This is a genomic window from Ensifer sp. (genome assembly GCF_031989085.1).
Taxonomy (GTDB): Bacteria; Pseudomonadota; Alphaproteobacteria; order Rhizobiales; family Rhizobiaceae; genus Ensifer.
This window is the reverse complement of record NZ_DALZXU010000001.1, coordinates 767,319-785,907: the sequence shown is the minus strand read 5'-3', so window position 1 is coordinate 785,907 and position 18,589 is coordinate 767,319. Positions and strand designations below refer to the sequence as shown.

The 18,589-nt window shown below is 64.4% G+C and carries 15 protein-coding genes; 4 read left to right on the top strand and 11 right to left on the bottom strand.

The features are described 5' to 3' along the window. Positions 1-36: 36 nt before the first annotated feature. Positions 37-969 (top strand): LysR substrate-binding domain-containing protein, encoded by a 933-nt coding sequence (locus RTP54_RS03785; RefSeq protein WP_312361105.1) that lies wholly within the window; start codon positions 37-39, stop codon positions 967-969. 16 nt (positions 970-985) lie between these two features. Here the strand turns inward: RTP54_RS03785 and RTP54_RS03780 are convergent, their stop codons facing one another. Together RTP54_RS03780 and RTP54_RS03775 are read right to left on the bottom strand one after the other, a co-directional pair. Beyond that, positions 986-2,332 (bottom strand): putative bifunctional diguanylate cyclase/phosphodiesterase, encoded by a 1,347-nt coding sequence (locus RTP54_RS03780; RefSeq protein ID WP_112808743.1) that lies wholly within the window; start codon positions 2,330-2,332, stop codon positions 986-988. A 265-nt stretch (positions 2,333-2,597) separates the two neighbouring features. Further along, entirely contained in the window at positions 2,598-4,325 is a 1,728-nt protein-coding gene (locus tag RTP54_RS03775; protein ID WP_312361102.1) for a response regulator, read from the bottom strand. 306 nt (positions 4,326-4,631) lie between these two features. Between RTP54_RS03775 and mutL the strand changes: the two genes are divergently transcribed. Both mutL and RTP54_RS03765 read left to right on the top strand, forming a co-directional pair. Continuing rightward, entirely contained in the window at positions 4,632-6,443 is a 1,812-nt protein-coding gene (gene mutL, locus RTP54_RS03770; protein ID WP_112832701.1) for a DNA mismatch repair endonuclease MutL, read from the top strand. A 94-nt stretch (positions 6,444-6,537) separates the two neighbouring features. Then, a complete protein-coding gene (locus RTP54_RS03765; protein ID WP_112808749.1) occupies positions 6,538-6,771 on the top strand; it encodes a DUF2093 domain-containing protein in 234 nt (77 codons plus the stop codon). A gap of 113 nt (positions 6,772-6,884) precedes the next feature. Here RTP54_RS03765 and lpxK read toward each other — a convergent pair whose 3' ends face one another. From lpxK to RTP54_RS03735, 6 genes are all read right to left on the bottom strand, one after another. Then, positions 6,885-7,925: a tetraacyldisaccharide 4'-kinase gene (lpxK, locus tag RTP54_RS03760; RefSeq protein ID WP_312361096.1), complete on the bottom strand. Its 1,041-nt coding sequence runs from the start codon at positions 7,923-7,925 to the stop codon at positions 6,885-6,887. A gap of 393 nt (positions 7,926-8,318) precedes the next feature. After that, the gene (locus RTP54_RS03755) at positions 8,319-9,023 is read right to left on the bottom strand and encodes an HAD family hydrolase (protein ID WP_112808751.1); all 705 of its coding nucleotides are present in this window, start codon (positions 9,021-9,023) and stop codon (positions 8,319-8,321) included. A 25-nt stretch (positions 9,024-9,048) separates the two neighbouring features. After that, positions 9,049-10,362 carry a lipid IV(A) 3-deoxy-D-manno-octulosonic acid transferase gene (gene waaA / locus RTP54_RS03750; RefSeq protein ID WP_112816800.1) on the bottom strand — a complete coding sequence of 438 codons (1,314 nt, stop codon included), beginning with the start codon at positions 10,360-10,362 and terminating at the stop codon, positions 9,049-9,051. A gap of 91 nt (positions 10,363-10,453) precedes the next feature. Continuing rightward, positions 10,454-10,690: a DUF4170 domain-containing protein gene (locus RTP54_RS03745; RefSeq protein WP_077504213.1), complete on the bottom strand. Its 237-nt coding sequence runs from the start codon at positions 10,688-10,690 to the stop codon at positions 10,454-10,456. Positions 10,691-10,748: 58 nt separating this feature from the next. Then, complete coding sequence (locus RTP54_RS03740) at positions 10,749-11,564, bottom strand: 3'(2'),5'-bisphosphate nucleotidase CysQ (protein ID WP_312361085.1); 816 nt, start codon at positions 11,562-11,564, stop codon at positions 10,749-10,751. Positions 11,565-11,625: 61 nt separating this feature from the next. After that, complete coding sequence (locus RTP54_RS03735) at positions 11,626-12,972, bottom strand: TldD/PmbA family protein (RefSeq protein ID WP_112808757.1); 1,347 nt, start codon at positions 12,970-12,972, stop codon at positions 11,626-11,628. Positions 12,973-13,123: 151 nt separating this feature from the next. Between RTP54_RS03735 and RTP54_RS03730 the strand changes: the two genes are divergently transcribed. After that, positions 13,124-14,959, top strand: a complete 1,836-nt coding sequence (locus tag RTP54_RS03730) for a monovalent cation:proton antiporter-2 (CPA2) family protein (RefSeq protein WP_112808759.1) — start codon at positions 13,124-13,126, stop codon at positions 14,957-14,959. A gap of 25 nt (positions 14,960-14,984) precedes the next feature. On the opposite strand, the gene RTP54_RS03725 is transcribed toward RTP54_RS03730, so the two are convergent. The 3 genes from RTP54_RS03725 to RTP54_RS03715 all read right to left on the bottom strand — a co-directional run bounded on the left by RTP54_RS03725 (position 14,985) and on the right by RTP54_RS03715 (position 18,527). After that, entirely contained in the window at positions 14,985-15,869 is an 885-nt protein-coding gene (locus RTP54_RS03725; protein ID WP_312363160.1) for a patatin-like phospholipase family protein, read from the bottom strand. 72 nt (positions 15,870-15,941) lie between these two features. After that, on the bottom strand, positions 15,942-16,502 hold the full coding sequence (rsmD, locus tag RTP54_RS03720) for a 16S rRNA (guanine(966)-N(2))-methyltransferase RsmD (protein ID WP_112808761.1): 561 nt from the start codon (positions 16,500-16,502) through the stop codon (positions 15,942-15,944). 6 nt (positions 16,503-16,508) lie between these two features. After that, the gene (locus RTP54_RS03715) at positions 16,509-18,527 is read right to left on the bottom strand and encodes a pseudouridine synthase (protein ID WP_312361074.1); all 2,019 of its coding nucleotides are present in this window, start codon (positions 18,525-18,527) and stop codon (positions 16,509-16,511) included. Positions 18,528-18,589 lie beyond the last annotated feature (62 nt).

The following is an 18,589-nucleotide window of genomic DNA, read 5'->3' as shown; positions in this document are numbered from 1 at the left end:
GCTGGAAAAAATTGAGCTTTGCAATAAGCTCAAGTTATGGAAAATCTACGTCGCCTGCTCCCGTCGGCCGCAAGCCTCATCGTATTCGAGGCAGCCGGCCGCCACCAGAACTTCACCCGCGCCGCCAACGAGCTCGGCATGACGCAGGCGGCCGTCTCCTATGCCATTCGCGGCCTCGAGGAACAGCTGGGCGTACCGCTCTTCCACCGAGTCCATCGCGCCGTCGAATTGACCGAGGCGGGCGAGAAGTTTCACGCCGACGTTTCCGTCGGCCTGTCGCGCATCCAGAAGTCGGCGGAAGACATCCGCTCCAAGGGGCGCGAGACCAATGTGACACTTGCGGCCTCGACCGCCTTTGCCTCGATGTGGGTGCTGCCGCGCCTCAACCGCATGCGCGAAGACCTGCCCGAGATCGATCTGAGGATCCAGACGAGCGTGCGCGACCTCGACCTCGACGAGGAGCCGATCCCGCTCGGCATTCGCGGCGGCGACCCGAGCCATTGGCCGCGCTACCATGCAGCCCTCCTGGCGGACGAAGTCGTCAATGCGGTTGCAACGCCAGCCTATATCGAGCAGCACGGCTTGCCGCGCACGCCGGCCGAGCTCCTGCGCCACAACCTCATTCACCTGGAGGAGCCGGTGCGGCGCGCCTGCGACTGGACGGAGTGGTTTGCCAGCGCCGGCCTCGCGTACCCGCCGCAGGCCCGGCGCCTGGCGATCAACGATTATGTTCTGGTGATCCAGGCGGTGTTGTCGGGCGAAGGGGTGGCGCTCGGCTGGGAGCATCTGACCGATCCGCAGGTTCGCTCCGGCGCGCTTGTGCCGGTCGGAAGCCATGTGCTGAAAACCGGACTGGCATTCTACGTCGTCTGGCCGCGCTCGCGCGAGCTCAACAATCAGGCGCGGCGGGTGAGAGACTGGTTGCTGGCGGAAGGCACGCGGAAACGGACGGAGATCATCGCTGACTGACGATCTTCCTCCTGGCCTAAAGCTGCGCTGCAACCTCGCGATAGCGGTCTGAGAGATAGCGCATCGTCGCAACGGCATCGGCCGGCTTGCCATAGAAGTAGCCCTGCCCCATGCCACAGCCGAGCGCCTTCAACTTCAATGCTTCGGAAAAATCCTCGATGCCCTCGGCAACGACCTCAAGCTCGAGGCCTTCGCACATGGAGACGATGGCCTTGATGATATGCTCGGAGGCCCGGTCCGCCGAAATCCGCGACACGAAAGCCCGGTCGATCTTGACCTTGTCGAACGAGAAATCGCGAAGGCGCCCGAGGCTCGACTGGCCGGTGCCGAAATCATCGAGCGAGACGCGGACCCCGGCTGCGCGAAGCTCGGTCACGATCTTCTGCGCGGTTTCCGCATCGGCCATGACGGCCGTCTCGGTAATTTCCAGCTCCAGCCGTCGCGGGTCCAGTCCGATCTGGTTGATGATCGTCAGCAGGCGCGTGCTGGTCGCCGGGTCCATCAGCTGTGCAGACGACAGATTGAAAGACAGGAACAACTCTTTCGGCCAGGACAGAGCGGCATGTGCCGCCTTGCGCAGCAGCGTCTCGGCAAGCGATTCGATGAAGCCTCGCTCTTCCGCCAAAGGCACGAAGACGGCCGGCGAGACATAGCCGAGGTCGGCGTCGCACCACCTGGCAAGCGCCTCGAAACCGACAACCGCGTCGTTGCGCAGATCGACGATCGGTTGGAAATGCACATCGACCTCGTTGGCGATGATTGCATTGCGCAGCGCCTGCTCAAGCTGCGTCGCGCGTTTCATCTCCTGGGCGATTTCCTGCGAATAGACGGTGATCTGACCGCGACCGCGACGCTTGGAACGGTAGAGCGCCGTATCGGCGCTTTTCAGCAGATCCTCGAAGACTTCACCGGCAAAGGGATAGACCGCAAAGCCGAACGACGCAGACAGGCGCACGTTGCGGTCGCCGAGATCGAAGGGTGCCGACAGCACCTCCTTCAGCATCTGGCCGACCTTTTCCGCGCCCTTGCGCTCGAAGACGAGCGGCAGGACGAAGGCGAACTCGTCACTCTCCGAGCGGATGATCGTCGCGCCTTCCGGCGCGCAGGCCTTCAACCGATGAGCAACCTGGCAAAGGATTTCGTCGCCGGCCTGCGGACCGAAGAGGTCGTTGATCGGCTTGAAACCATCGATGTTGGCAAGGCCGATGGTAAAGGGCGCCGGATCGCTGGCGCGCTCTTCAGCCAGATCGCAAAAGGTCTTGCGCAACTGACGGGCATCGCCAAGCCCGGTCAACGGGTCGACCGAACTGGCAACAGGCGGCTCCCTGCCGATCCGATGATAGGGTGTTTCGCCTGAGATCATCGGCCCATCGCCCAAGCTACAAACGAGCGGCGCGGGTCGGACATCAGCACATCCCGCGCATCCTCCCCGCCCGCAGGACGGCAGTGCGCTTCCGGCAGGGTCTGGGCTTGAATGGCTATGGGGCTGCGATGCATTCCGGCGGGGCTCTACACTTTTTGGCTCTACGGTGCAGAAGATCGCAATCGGCGGTTAACAATCCGATATCGCCCCGCTCCTAGATTTGCCATCGACATCCCCAATTCTAGCGAGTTGACACGGTTTTTGCTCAACCTGTCGTTCGCATCGCCTTTGCCGGCATGAATTTGCGCAAAACGGCCTCGATCATATCAGGACTGACCGGTTTCATGATGTGATCATCCATGCCCGACGCCTTGCTCTGCTGCAGGTCGATATCGAGGGCATGCGCCGTGACCGCAATGATCGGCGTCTTGCGCCCCTTGGTCTTTTCCGCGGTGCGGATCGCAACCGCCGCGTCGAAACCGTTCATGACCGGCATGGACACATCCATCAGCACCAGAGCGGGCTGAAGCTCATGCCAGAGTTCGACCGCCTCGCGGCCGTTGGCGGCGATGCGGTGGGATACGCCGAGCCCCTCAAGGATCTGTGTGAAGACGAACTGATTGATCTGATTGTCTTCAGCGACGAGCACGTCAACATGGGAGACCGGAGCCGCAACGGCAGTGACGTCCTCCGCATCGAAGGAAAGCGACCAGTCCGACTGCAGCAGCGGCGGGGCGTGCGGGCGTTCGGCACAAACGCGAAAGACTTCCGCCAGCACGGCACCGGCATCCTCATCCGCCGTCACGGTGACAACAGGGCAATTGCGCCACGCGGACGCGACGTGCTGACCGTCCGGAAAGTCGCTGTCGAGCAAAAGGATATCGAGCTTCAATCCTGCGCTTTCGGCCGCCATGCCGAAAGCGGTCAGTTCGTCGATATTGCGCACCGCGCAAGCCTCGAGGCCGGAGCCACGCAACCGGGCAACGAGGCGTTCCTCCGTCGGGCGGTCGGCGGAGGCAAGCAGCACGCGCAAGCCCCGCGCCGGCAGGGTCTCGATCATCGAACCAGCCTCGACCAGTTGCTGTACGTTCAGCGCCCGGAACGGATCGTAGAAATTCTGGGCCGGCGCAAAAATGCTGTAATCGTTGATCTGCAGGCTGGCGGGAAGCGAGCCGTCCTGTGCCCCATGATGCCAGCCGGCAATGTCGGTGACATCGTTCATGCAGGTGACGACGAAATGGCGGCCGGGCATGCCGACGCGATACTTGCGGGTCAGAACCCAAAGGTCGCTGCCATCGGCGCGAACGATATTTTCGGCCTCCGAATGCGGCTTTCCGGTTTCAAGCACGCGCCGGTCGGACTGTTCGAACCGTTCGGCAAGGTCGCTCTCGACCAGATCCCAGGCGGAGCGCCCGAGGATAGCCTCCTGGGAGAGATCGTGGATGAGGCAGAAGGCCTTGTTGACCGCGATGTAATTGAGATTGCGATCCTTGACGCAGATCGGATTGGGCTGGGCGTCGAGGATCTCCTCGGTCAGTTCGACCCGCTCGAGATCCGTCTGCAGCTGCTCGTCGCGCTTTCTCTGGTCGGAGACGTCGGTGATCGACAGGATGCCGATGCCGCTGGAGAGACGGCGCTTTCGCATCGACACCCATCGGGTGCGGCCGGATCGCTCGACGTTTTCATAGCGTTCGCGCCAGTGCAGTGCCATGTGCTCGGCAATCCAGTCTTCGCGGTTGGTGCGACGACGGCTGTTCTCGGGCACGGTGCCCGGGCGAACGCCCGTGTCATAGACGGCGCCGAGAAAATCGCGCAGGCGCGTGCCGGGCAGGAGCATCTCGGCGGGCACGGGAAAATATTGCAGCATGGTGCGGCTGGCAAAGAGGATGGTGTCGTCCCGCCCGCAGACAAGCATCGCGAAGCCGAGCGCATCGCTGCTCGCCTCGAGAATGATCCTGTTGATGTCCGCGCCGTTCGGCGCCCCATCGTTCATTGCGCTGTCCTCACTCGCCCCTGCGGCGGTTTCATTTCGGGACATGCTGGGGTGGCCTTGAAAGGCGTCTCTTCGAGCGGGTGGATGCGACGTCCAGCAACGCCGCAGTGCTCCAAAGACAAAACCCGTGATCATTCAGGTTGTTGTGGAAAATCGCAGCAGAATATTAAGGGGCAATTAAATCTCCGCCTCAATTTTGGGTGCACCAACTGGTTGCACAAGCAAAGGCCCAGTTTCCAGGCACGCGAACGGGGATGGACCTTTAATTTCGCTTCCGTTCCGCCGGCGAATCCGGGAAAATAGGCGATGGCCATCAAGCAGCTCTCCGAAACCCTCATCAATCAGATCGCCGCCGGCGAAGTCATCGAACGACCGGCCAGCGCCGCCAAGGAGCTGATCGAGAACGCGCTGGATGCCGGCGCGACCCGGATCGAGATCGCCACCGCCGGAGGCGGCAAGACGCTGCTCAGGGTGACCGACAACGGCGCCGGCATGCAGCCCAAGGATCTGGAGCTGGCCGTCAGGCGGCACTGCACCTCGAAGCTCGACGACAACCTTTTCGATATCCGCACGCTCGGCTTTCGCGGCGAGGCCCTGCCCTCGATCGGATCGGTCTCCCGGCTTTCGATCACCACGCGCACGGCCGGCGCAACCGAAGGCGCCATCATCACAATTGCCGGCGGCAAGACAGACCCCGTGCGCCCGTCGCCCGCCAACACCGGCACCGTCGTCGAGGTGCGGGACCTGTTCTTTGCCACGCCCGCCCGGCTCAAATTCATGAAGTCGGAAAAGGCCGAGGCATCGGCGATCTCCGATGTCGTGCGGCGCATGGCGATCGCCTTTCCGAAGGTGCGCTTCGTGCTGTCGGGATCGGACCGCACGACACTGGAGTTTCCGGCCACCGGCGACGACCGGCTCGCCCGCATGGCGCAAGTGCTCGGCAAGGATTTTCGCGACAACGCCATCGAGATCGATGCCGAGCGCGAGGACATCGAGCTTACCGGCTTTGCCGGCGTGCCAACCTACAACCGCGGCAACTCGCTGCAGCAATATGTGTTCGTCAACGGGCGCCCGGTGCAGGACAAGCAGCTGCTGTCGGCCATTCGCGCCGCCTATTCCGAAACGATACCACACGGCCGCTATCCCGTGGCCGTGCTGTCGATCACGCTCGATCCGGCCCTCGTCGACGTCAACGTGCATCCGGCAAAATCGGACGTCCGCTTCCGCGATCCGGGCCTCGTGCGCGGGCTGGTCATCGGCGCCATTCGCCAGTCCCTGGCGCGCGAAGGCGATCGCGCCTCAACGACGGGCGCAAGCGGCATGATGCAGGCATTTCGCTCGGGGCAGTACCGTCCGCAGCAGCCGTGGAGCGCGGAGACCTCGCCTTCCCGGCCAACGCATTTCGATACGATCGTGCGCGGCCTGTCCGAGACGCCGCAGGCGAGCTTTGCCGCCTTCTCGGCGCCGTCGGCCCGCACCGCATCGCCCCCCTTGAGCGAGCCCGAGCGGCCGATTGCCGACACGCCGGCACCACAGTCGTTTCCGCTGGGTGCGGTGCGCGCCCAGCTGCACGAAAACTACATCGTCGCGCAGACGCAGGATGGCCTCGTCATCGTCGACCAGCACGCCGCCCACGAACGTCTGGTGTTCGAGACGATGCGCACGGCGCTGCATTCCAAGCCCGTCGCCGCGCAGGCATTGCTGATCCCGGAGATCGTCGACCTTTCGGAGGACGACTGCGACCGGCTGATGACCCATGCGGACGAGCTTTCGCGCCTCGGCCTCGGGATCGAGCGCTTCGGGCCTGGCGCCATCGCGGTCAGGGAGACGCCGGCCATGCTCGGCGAGATGGACGCTACGGCCCTCGTGCGCCAGCTCGCCGACGAGATTGCCGAATGGGACACGGCGAGCGGCCTGGCGAGCCGGCTCGAATATCTTGCCGCGACGATGGCCTGCCATGGCTCGGTCCGCTCGGGCCGCCGGATGCGCACCGAGGAGATGAACGCGCTGCTTCGCCAGATGGAGGCGACGCCCGGCTCCGGCCAGTGCAACCATGGGCGTCCGACCTATATCGAGCTGAAGCTCTCCGACATCGAGCGACTGTTCGGCAGGAGCTGACCGCGCAGGCACGAGGCGATGAAATACGCTGGCATTTTGCCGGGTGGCGAGCTAGATCAGAGATCAGACCAAGAAGGCAGAATAGGCTCCGACAATGATGAACCGGTTTGAAGGAAGCGCGTCGCGCGAAGCGAAGATCCGTTATCTCGACGGCGACTTCCAGATCGTTCTCGCCGGCTCGCACGTCGTCTGCGCGATGACGGGCAAGACCATCCCGGTCGACGAACTGCGCTACTGGAGCGTTGCCCGGCAGGAGCCCTATGTCGATGCTGAAGCGTCGCTCGAGGCCGAGAAGCGCGCAGGCGCCCTGCCAAACCAGCGCCGCTAGTCCATTTCCGGAAGCGGTTGGAAACGATGCCCACCGCGACAGGACCGAACGAGCGAGATCAGACGCGCGCGTGATCCGTCGTGGACGGAAACGCCGCAATGCCGATCAGAAGCTCATTTCCGCTCCGCTTCCCGCAGCTTGCGGGCGCGCGCGGCCGACAACGCTGTCGCCACGATCTTTGCCGGTGCCGAGGGGTCGTCGAAGCTGACGTCGATCTCGATCACCCGGCTCGCCGCTGCCAGCTCCGCTGCCCGCCCGTGGCCGGGCTCCAGGCGAACCATGTCCTTGGAGGTCGTCACGAGGACACAGCCAAGTGCCGCTGCACGGTCGAGCAGTTCCGATATCTCGTCGCCCGAGAAATGATGGTGATCGGGGAAACTGCGGGTTTCCTCGATGACGGCACCGGTCTCGCGCACGGTGCGATAGAATTTCTCCGGGTCGGCGATGCCGGCCCAGGCCAGCACCTTGACGCCGTTCAGCGAACCGTCGTCGAGCCGCACGACCTCGGCCTCGTAGATCTGCTTGCCGGCCCGTGCGGCACGGCGGATCAGGGCGTCCGCCTCTACCCCGTCTCCGATCTTCAACAGGGCGGTCGCGTGGCGCAGCTGATTGGAGATCGGCGCGCGCACAGGGCCTGACGGCACCAGGAAGCCATTGCCGATGCCACGGCGGGAATCGATGACCAGCAGCGCAAAGTCGAACGTCAAGCGGGCACTCTGGAATCCGTCGTCCATGATGATGATATCAACGCCTTCGGCCACCAGCCGGCGGGCGCCATCGACGCGACGTCGGCAGACGACGGTCAACGCTTCACGCGCCAGAAGCAGCGGCTCGTCGCCGACGTCGCGCGCGCGGTGGTGTTCCGGCTCGACGATGGTCGTCACATCCAGCGAACCGCCGTAACCGCGGCTGAGGAAGCCCGGCTTCAGGCCCTTCGCCTTGACGGCGCGCGCAAGTGCGATCGCCGTCGGCGTCTTGCCGGCGCCCCCGACCGTGAAATTGCCGATGCAGATGATGGGAACAGGCACCGATGCCCTGCGGGCACGATCCATGCGCAGGCCAGCAACCCGACCGTAGATCCAGGAAAACGGCCACAAAGCCCGGGCACGCCAGTCCGCCTTGGTCCACCAGAACGGCGGCGCTTCCGATACCATCTTTGTTTCCGCGGCCCCCGCCTGGTCCTTCCGGGAAGGACGATGCCTATCTTTGCCGCTGCCCCAAAAAACCGGCGACGGCGTATTCGCCGACAAAAAACGTCAGAACGCGGAAAAAGGCAAGCGGCACAAGACAATGGCTGGCGCGCCAGACCCGGTGATCCCGCTGCGATCCCGGGTTTCCACATGAAGATCGACGGCATTCCAGTCCGGAAATCCGCTTTTCAGCCGACGCACGGCGAGCCGTTCCCCGACATTTGTGCGGTTGCGCGACCTGCCACGCAGCCCGTGTTCGGCGTTTGGCTTACCTGTCGGTGTTTCTCCTCGCCGCCATCCGGCCATGCGGCAGCGGTTGCTACCCCGTGGCAATGGACGACAGGTTCGATGGAAAACCTAGAGGACGGCCTCAAGCTCGGTGATATCGGCCAGGCAGTGGTCGGAGGCAGCGGCCAGCGACTGGCGCGAGCCGGTGCCGGTCAGCACAGCGACGGTCATACCAACACCGGCGTTGCGGCCCATATGCATGTCGTGATTGTTGTCGCCGACGACCACGACCTGCTGCGGATCGAGCCCCGTGGCGGCGCAGAAGCCAAGCACCATGCCAGGCTCCGGCTTGACGCCGTAGCCGCTGTCGTAGCCTGCAACGTAGTGCAGGTAGCTGTCGAAACCGAAGCGCCGGGCTGTCTCCCGGATTGAGCGTTCGTTGTCGCTGGAGGCGACGCCGAGGCGATAGCCCTTCGCATGCAGGCCGGCAAAGAACGAGCCGAGGTCGGTGACGGGCACTGCATATTCGGCCGAACGGGCAAACAACCCGTCGAGCAGCGTCGTCAACGCCTCCACGGTGAACGGCGCACCGGCCGCGACGAAGCCGGTGGCGATCTCGACTGTATTACCGGCCGCCAGCAGGCTGTCGGGCAGGACATGACCGGTATCCGCGTCCATCCCGCCCGCCTCGAGCAAGGTGCGAGCCAGCGCTTCATCGCCCTTGGCGGCGATCTTCGCCAGCTCGTAGTTCACCGGCACCCAGCTCTTGGCATAATCGAGCAGCGTCCCGTCCTTGTCGAACAGGATGCCGGCAATGGCTGTCGGTGCGCTCATGGTAATCTCACGTCTCCCGGTGCGCTCAGAGGTCGTTGCGCGGCTCGAGCCGAGCCTTGACGACGAGCGGATTGATATAGGGCTCCAATCCCTTCATCGTCGCGGACAGAGCGCCCCGCATCTCTTGCACGGTTTCAAGGCCGGCATCGATCATCGAGCGACGCATGTCGTCGTTGGCGAGCAGATAGTTGACACCCTTGGCCAGCATCTCGACGTCGCGCACGATCTTGGCGCTGCCGTTCTTGGCGAGCATCTGATAGGTCTCGCGAAAGTTCTGGACATTGCCGCCCGAAAGAACGGCGCAGCCGAGCATGGCCGGTTCCAGCGGGTTCTGCCCACCTTCCGCAAACAGCGAACGGCCGACAAAGGCGACCTCCGTCAGGCGCAGATAAAGCCCCATCTCGCCGATCGTATCGCCGAGAAAGATGTCGACATCGGGCGTCAGAGGATCGCGGCGCGTGCGGCGCGCGACCTTCAGGCCCTTGGCCGTCAGCGCCGCCTCGATCGCGTCGCTGCGCTCCGGGTGCCGCGGTACGACGATGGTCAGAAGGCCGGTGCGCTCCTTGAGCGCCCGGTGCACGACGCCGGCGGCCGACTCCTCGCCGTCGAAGGTCGAGATCGCCGCCCAGGTCTTGCGCGTGCCGATCTGCTGGCGATATTCCTTCAGCGCCTGCGGATCGTGCGGCGGCGCATCGGTATCCACCTTCAGATTGCCCGATACCATCACAGGCAGCGCGCCCAGCGTGCGAAAACGTTCGGCATCGACATCAGACTGGGCGATGACGAGCGCGAGGTTTTCAAACAGCGCGTCGGCAAGCGCCGGCCGCTTCTTCCAGCGCGCGAACGTGCGGTCGGAAAGTCGGCCGTTGACCAGAACCTGCGGGATGTGGCGCCGACCAAGTTCGAGGATCGTCATCGGCCAGATCTCGGATTCGGCGATGATGGCAAGATCCGGCTGCCAGTATTCGAGAAAGCGATTGACCGCCGGCTTGAAATCGAGCGGCACGTACTGGTGAATGACCGCCGAGCCGAGCCGACCTGCCGCCACCCGCGCCGAAGTCGTCGTGCCGGTGGTCAGAACCACATTGATGCCGCGCCGATGGATCTCCTTGATCAGCGGGATGACCGCATTGGTCTCTCCGACGCTTGCCGCATGGAACCAGACGAGCGGGCCTTGCGGCCTGGCAACGCTGGCATGACCATACCGCTCGCGGCGGCGCGCGGGATCCTCCTTGCCCTTGGCAGCGCGCAGGGCAAGATAGGACCAGACGAACGGATAGATTGCCGAGCCAATCCAGCGATAGCTGGAAAGCGCCAGCCGGGCGCGAAAGCTGCTCATGGCGTCAGGCCCTCGCCCAGTGGAAATTCCGGGCGAAGGTCAGATGCAGCGAGCGCGCAGCAACGCGCCACGCATGCCCTCGGCATCGGCATCAATCGTTTTCCGGGTCGAGCAGGCGATGCATGTGAACGATGAAATACCGCATATGGGCATTGTCGACGGTCATCTGCGCCTTCGACTTCCAGGCGATATGGGCGCTTTCGTAGTCAGGAAAAATGCCGACGATATCGAGCTTGTCCAGGTCGCGGAAATGAACATCGGTGAGCGTCGTCAGTTCACCGCCAAAGACCAAATGCAGACGTTGTTTCTTCTCGGAGTCGTGAGCCATCGGAATTCCATTTTCTTATAGGGTATGGGCGTTGGTTTGCGGCATTCGGCCCGAAAGGTCAATGGCCCTCAAGGGTCCTGGACGCTGCGAGCAATCCCGGCAACGCGGCATTCGATGCCGCGCAAAGAAGGCCATGGACGACATTGGGGCGATTGTAGGACAGGCCTTGCGATTGCAGTGTATGGAGCGCGCCGCCGGCCCTTTGCAGGATGAGATCGGCGGCGGCAAGGTCCCAGTCATGGGAGTTCTTCTTGACGACGGTTCCGTCGATCCGCCCGTCGGCCACCATGGCCAGCCGGTAGGCGAGCGAAGGCACATGCGGAACCCGGACGATGCCGCTGCCGTAGGACGGCGCAAGGGTCGCGACGATGTCTTCGGCAACCGCCACATGCACCGCCTCGCCGTCCCTTGCCGCGCGCACGCCGATGCGCGTGCCATTCTTCAGCGCCGGACCATCCACGGTCGCCTGGAAGATCTCGTCGAGCGCCGGCGCATAGAGAACGCCGGCGACAGGAAGGCCACGGCGCACGACAGCGACGCTGACGCACCAGAGATCCTTGCCGGCGATGAAGGCGCGGGTGCCGTCGATCGGGTCGACGACGAAGACCGTTTCGCAGGACAGGCGACTGTTGTCGTCGTCGGTCTCCTCCGAGAGCCAGCCGTAATTCGGCCGGGCCAGAAGCAGACGCTCTTTCAGGACGTCGTTGGCGGCGATATCGGCCTCGCTCACCGGCGAGCGCCCCTCGTTCTTCCAGCGCACATCGGGCTTGTTGCGGAAGTAGCGCAGCGCCGTTTCGCCAGCGGCGACCGCGGCGGACAGGATCAGGTCCAGATCCTCCTTCAATGTCGCGGTCGATGGTGCTTTATCTGACATTCCAATCCTTCACGCGCCGGCACGTCGCCGAACGCCTTTGCCTTCCTGTGACGTCAGCGGCCTACAGGCCCGCAAGCGTCATGCCTTCGATGGCGAGCGTCGGTGCGGCAACGCCGAACTTCCTGTCGATATCGTCAGCCGGCGTCATCGCCATGAACATCTGCTTGAGGTTCGAGGCGATGGTAACTTCGGAGACGGCAAATGTAAGCTCGCCATTTTCGATCCAGAAGCCAGAGGCGCCGCGGCTGTATTCGCCGGTGACCATGTTGACGCCCTGGCCGATCAGTTCGGTGACATAGAAGCCGGTTCCGACACTGCGGATGAGGTCTTCGCGCGAAATCGAACCCGGCTCGAGCGCCAGATTGGTCGAAGCCGGATTGACCGTCGGGCCACCGCGCACGCCGCGACCGTTGGTCTGAAGGCCGAGCTCGCGGGCAGCCGAGGTCGACAGGAACCAGTGGTTCAGCACGCCATCTTCGACCATCGTCAACTTGCCGCCGCTGACGCCTTCGCCATCGAACGGCCGCGACGACGAGCCGCGGACGATCAGGGGGTCGTCGGTCACCGACAGGCCGGCCTTCATGATCTGCTTGCCCATCATTTCGCGCAGAAAGCTGGTCTTACGCGCGACGGACGCACCATTGATGGCGCCGGCGATGTGGCCGACGAAACCACGCGCCATGCGCGGATCGAAGACAACGGTCACATTCTTTGCCGTCGGAACCTGGCGGGGGTTGATGCGCGCCACCGCCCGTTCGCCGGCTACGCGGCCGATGTCGTCGGCAGCGCGCAGCTCGTCGAAGTAGATGCGGCTGTCGTAGTCGTAGTCGCGCTCCATCTTCGTGCCTTCACCGGCAATCGCACTCACCGAACGGCCGAAACGCGTCGCCATGTAGGAGCCGGAAAAGCCGTGCGACGTGACGAGCACCAGCCCGCCCATGCCGGCCGACGCGCCGGCACCACTGGAATTGGTGACGCCGGAGACGGCGAGCGCTGCTTCCTCGGCCGCAAGCGCTGCTTCCGTCAGGGCGTCCGTCGAAACATCGCTCCCGTCGAAAAGCTCGAGATCGGGATAGGATTTGGCCAGCCGGTCCGCATCGGCAAGCGAGGCGAAAGGATCTTCCGGCGAGGCCTTGGCCATGGCCACGGCCCGCTCGGCAAGCACTTTCAGGTCGAAGCCGGGATTGGCCGAGACGCTGGCGACGCGGTTGCCGACAAAGACGCGCAAGGAGAAATCGTCGCTTTCGGAGGCTTCAGTGGCCTCAACTTTTCCGAGGCGAACCGAGACGGAGCGGGAACGGCCGCGAACGACAACGGCGTCGGCCGCATCGGCGCCTGCCTTGCGGGCAAGTTCCACCAGTTCGGCGGCACGTTTTTCGAGGGAGGCGGAATCGATCGTTTCTGACATGATGTGGCCTTTCATTCCTGCCCCATTTATTGTGCACTGAAGCATGCATCAAGGGCATTGGCATGATTCCCGCCCCTACACCGCAATGTTACCTCCGCCGAGACCTTCGTCTGCCCCAGGGCAGGACGAGGCGATATCGAAAGCCGCGCGCATGACGACGACCCCGATGATCTACTCCCAGGCGCTGTTGCTGCTTGGCGGCGCCGTGCTCGCGGCACCGATTTTCAAGCGCCTCGGGCTTGGCACCATCCTCGGCTATCTCGCGGCCGGCGTTCTCATCGGCCCGGTCGCACAGACGATCACGGAGGGCGAAGAGATCCTGCATGTCTCGGAGCTCGGCGTCGTCTTCCTGCTGTTCATCATCGGGCTGGAACTGAAGCCATCGCGGCTCTGGCAGATGCGGCGCGACATCTTCGGGCTGGGCACCGCCCAGGTCCTCATCACCGGTGTAATCCTTTCCTACGGCATCGCGCTGACCGGCCTGCTCGATCACGCGGGAAGCATCATCGCCGGTTTCGGCCTGGCGCTGTCCTCCACGGCCTTTGCCATGCAGATCCTCGAGGAAGGAAACGATCGCAACACCCGTTTCGGTCAGCGCGCTTTCTCGATCCTGTTGCTGCAGGATCTGGCGATCGTTCCCCTGCTTGCCCTGATCCCGCTGCTGGCGGCCCAGGCGCCCGAGGATACCACGACCCCGCTCGAGGATTTCGCCGTCGCCATCACCGCGATCGCCGTCCTCTTCGCCGCCGGGCGTTACCTGCTCAATCCGCTGTTCCAGATCATCGCCCGTACCGGTGCGCGTGACGTGATGATCGCGGCGGCACTGCTGGTCGTCATGGGCGCTGCGACTCTGATGCAGATGGCCGGGCTTTCGATGGCGATGGGCGCCTTTCTCGCCGGTGTGCTCCTGGCCGAATCCTCCTACCGCCACGAACTCGAGGCTGATATCGAGCCATTCCGCGGCATCCTGCAGGCACTGTTCTTCATGGCGGTCGGCCTGTCGCTGCAGCTCGACGTCATCATCGACAAATACCTGGTGATCATCGTCGCCGTGCCGTTGTTGATGCTGGTGAAGAGCTTCGTGCTCTACTGGCTCTGCCGGCTGGCGGGATCCCATCACAACGATGCCGTGCGCATCAGCCTGCTTTTGCCTCAGGGCGGCGAATTCGGCTTCGTCCTCTTCACCGCCGCAGCGACAGCCGGTGTCTTTTCCCAGGGCAGCGGCTCGCTGCTCGTTGCCATCGTGACACTGTCGATGGCGCTGACGCCGATCGCCTCCATGCTCGCGCCGCGGCTGATGCGCGAGCAGGAGGATATGGTCGACGAGATGGAAGAGGATTTCGAAGGGGCCGACGCCGACGTGCTGATGATCGGCTTCTCGCGCTTCGGCCAGATCGCGGCCCAGATCCTTTTGGCCGGCGGCCGTGACGTGACGATCATCGATCATTCGGCGGCCCGCGTTCGCCAGGCGGCGACCTTCGGCTTCCGCATCTATTTCGGCGACGGCAACCGGCTCGACGTGCTGCGCGCCGCCGGCATCGAGCGGGCAAAGCTCATCGCCATCTGTACCCAGAAGAAGGAAACCACCGACCGCATCGTCGATCTAGTCCAGGCCGAATATCCGGATGCCCGCATCTTCGCGCGCTCCTACGACCGGCTGCACACGCTGGAGCTCAGGGCAAAGGGCGTCGATTACGAATTGCGCGAAACCTTCGAGTCCGGCCTCCTGTTCGGACGAAAGACGCTGGAGGCGCTGGGCGTCGGCAACGACGAGGCACAGGCGATCATGGACGATATCCGCAGGCGCGACGAGGCTCGCCTGGTGCTACAGGAGGCAGAGGGCATCACCGCCGGCCGCGACATGTTGCATTCGCAGCCCGTGCGCCCCGAGCCACTGGTCAAGCCGAAGCGCGAAGTCGATCATTCGGCGGAAACCGGCGAGAGTATCCTGCCGGGATTGTCGGCCGAAGCACGCGAAAGCGCCTGATCCGCCGCCCGCCCGATCGGCGGCTTCAACTTGCCGCGTCGTCGGTCCGCATGCGCGTTTCAAGCGTGCGCTTGAACTGATCCTTGAGGCCTGATGTCGCCGCCAGGATTTCTTTTGCGCGCAGAAAATCCATGACCCGGTAGCGACCGATGTCGGGTCTGAGCAGGATGTCGGGCGCCCCTTCCTTCAGCTTCATGGCGATGATCGACTGCATCATCAGCTGGCTGGCGCCAAACAGGCTGTCGATGCGGCTCGGGATCGTCTTGCCGTCGCCATCCGGGCCGCCGACGACATCGACGCCAACGACGATCTCGGCGACACCGCGCAGGTGATCGAAGGGAATGGGATTGTAGATGCCGCCGTCGATCATCACCCGGTCGTGGATCTTCACCGGCATGAAGACCGCCGGCAGCGCCGCCGATGCGGCCAGCGCCTTGCGCAGATCGCCGGTCTCGCAGACGTGTTCGGTCTGGCCGTAATAATCGGTGACGACGATCTTGAGCGGGATGGCGAGTTCGGAAAACGACGCCGGAATGGCCTCGGGCAGGAACGCCTTGAGCACACGCTCGATGTTGAACTGGCCGAAGCGAAAGCCATTGGTCATGGCCTCGGACCAGCTCGCTGGCCGCAGCTGCCACAGGCGATTGACCACCTCGCGGCGATGGCCGACGGTCGCAAGCGCATGTTCACGGATCTCGGCGCCGCTGAGGCCCGCTGCCATGCCGGCGCCCATGATGGCGCCGATCGACGAACCGGCGATGGCGACGGGACGGATGCCCAGTTCGTCGAACGCCTCGATGACATGAATATGGGCAAGTCCGCGGGCGCCGCCGCCGCCGAGCGCCAGCGCGACCGAAGGCTCGCTCGTGCCTTCGGGCGAAGTACGGATTGTGGAAACGTCCTGCTTCATCGACATGCACCCCGGCTCCATCGACAGTCTAGGGTCAGAACCTAGCTTTGCAAGCGAACCAAAAATGTGACGTCAGATGCCACGGAAGCGGTAAAAATGCATGCGGGTGTCGCCGAACACCCTGACGTCCAGCCGGTCGAAAACCGCCGACGGCGCCGGCTGAACGTCTGCACGCTCCTCCAGCACGACCAGGGCTTCAGGCACCAGCCAATTGCCGCGTGCCGCCGATTCCAATGCCTTCTCGCCCAGGCCCTGGGCGTAGGGCGGATCGGCAAAGACAAGATGGAACGGTTCCATCGTGCCGACCGAGCCGAGGCTGGTGGCATCGCGACGAAAGACCTTGGCGCGTCCCTGAAGGCCGAAGGCCTCGATATTGTTCTGCAACAGGCCCCTGCCCTCGACGCCCTGCTCGACGAAGAGTGCCTGACGGCACCCCCGCGACAGGGCTTCGAGGCCCACGGCCCCCGTGCCGGCAAAGAGATCCAGCACGCGGGTGCCATCAAGAGCCTCCGGGTAGGAATGGCTCAGGATGTTGAACAGGCTTTCGCGCGTCCGATCGGTCGTCGGACGGATGTCGTTCGACTTGGGCGTGGCCAGACTGCGGCCACGGAACTCTCCGCCAACGATGCGCACGACGGCTTAGTTTCCTCTGCCGCGCGGCTTGCCGCCTGCAGGACGTCCACCGCCACCGGGACGGCCGCCGCCAGCCGGCTTGCCACCACCGGGCTTGCCGCCGCGCGGACCGCCCGAGCGTTCACCGAAAGGCTTGCCGCCAGATGGCTTGCCACCGAACGACTTGCCGCGAGGCTTGTCGCCGAACGGCCGGTCACCGCCTTCGCGGCGCGCAGGACGATCACCCTCAGCGCGAGGCGCTCTCGGCTTGTCGGAATAGCTGCGCGGGCCGCCCTCGGAGCGAGCAGGCCTGTCGCCGAACGACCGATCGCCACCTTCGCGGCGCGGCGGACGGTCTCCACCTTCGCGGCGAGCAGGACGGTCGCCATCGGCGCGCGGGAAGCGCGGTTTGTCTGAGAAGCTGCGCGGGCCACCCTCGGACCGGGCAGGCCGATCGCCGCCTTCGCGGCGCGGCGGACGGTCACCATGATCGCGTGACTTGCGGTCACCGCCGTCACCCGACTTGCGACGGCCGAAGCCACCATCGCGACCTTCGTCCTTGCCGCGGCGTGCGGGTTCGCTTGCGCTGATCCATTCGCCCTCTTCATCCCGACGCTTGACCGGAGCGACGGACGCCGGGCGATCGAAATCCCTCTGCGTGCCGCCCTTGCGGTCGGGATCGAACTTGCCGGACGATTTCGTCGCAAAGCCGTCCTTGTTGCGGCCGTAACGCTTGGTTGCCGGAGCGCCTTCCGGACGCTCGCGACGAACCGGTTTTGCCGATGCATCGCCTTCAGCCGATTTCGGCTTCTTCTCGGCCAGCGGACGGGCGCCGGGCGCCATCCAGACATTGGCCGTGCGGGCACGCTGCGCCGGCGTGCGCTTCGGCCGGTCCTCGAACTTGGCATCGCCGCGGTCGTCACGCGGGCCACCCTTGCCGCGCGGGCCATCCTTGCCACGGCTACCATCACGGCGGTCGTCACGACGGGTGTCGAGCTTGGAAAGCGCGCGCTCGCGCTTGTCTTCCGGCTTTTCCCAACGATTGGCGCGCTCAGGCTTGCGCGGATCGGAAGCGTCTGCCTCCGGCGCCTCGTTGGCAACGGTTGCCGACTGATCGTTGTAGAGCGGCGCATCGAAGTTCGCCTTGGCATCTTCGATCAGGCGCGGCCCGAGCTGGTCGCGCAGCGTGCGGCCACGAATTTCCTGCACATGGCCTTCCGGCAGTTCGCCGAGCTGGAACGGCCCGTAGGAAATGCGGATGAGGCGGTTGACGTCGAGGCCGAGCGCACCGAGCACGTTCTTGATCTCGCGGTTCTTGCCTTCGCGCAGCCCCATCGTGATCCAGACGTTCGAACCCTGCACGCGGTCGAGCGTCGCTTCGATGCCGCCGTAAAGCACGCCGTCGACGGCGATGCCCTCCTTCAGCTTGTCCAGTTCGTCCTGATCGATTTCGCCATGGGCGCGCACACGGTAGCGGCGCAGCCAGCCGGTCGAGGGCAGTTCGAGCACGCGGGCAAGACCGCCGTCGTTGGTCAGAAGCAGCAGGCCTTCGGTGTTGATGTCGAGGCGGCCGATCGACAGGACACGCGGCAACTCGTCCGGCAGGTTGTCAAAAACCGTCGGGCGGCCTTCCGGATCGGCATTCGTGGTCACCAGACCGGCCGGCTTGTGGTAGAGCCAGAGACGCGTGCGCTCGATGCCGCGGATGGCGTGACCATCCACTTCGATATGGTCGGCAAGCGTTGCGTTGACGACCGGCGTGTCGAGAACGACGCCGTTCAGCGAAACCCGGCCTTCCATGATCATGCGCTCGATATCGCGGCGCGACGCAACGCCGGCGCGCGCGAGGATCTTGGAAATGCGCTGCGGCTCGTCGCTGCCTGCTGACGCGGGCTTGGGGCCTGCAGCGGCGGGCTTCGGGCCTGCCTTGGGCGGCCGAGGGCCACCGGCGTGAGGCGCATGCGCCTTCTTGCCAGCGAAGTGAGGTTTCTTGTCCCGGCCGGCGGGCTTGCCGCCAGGCCGCGTGGGCTTGTCTTTGGATGTCATTTGTGTTGCCTGCCTTTTGCGGCTGTCCTATCAGGTCGAAGCCCGTGGGTTAAGAGAAATTA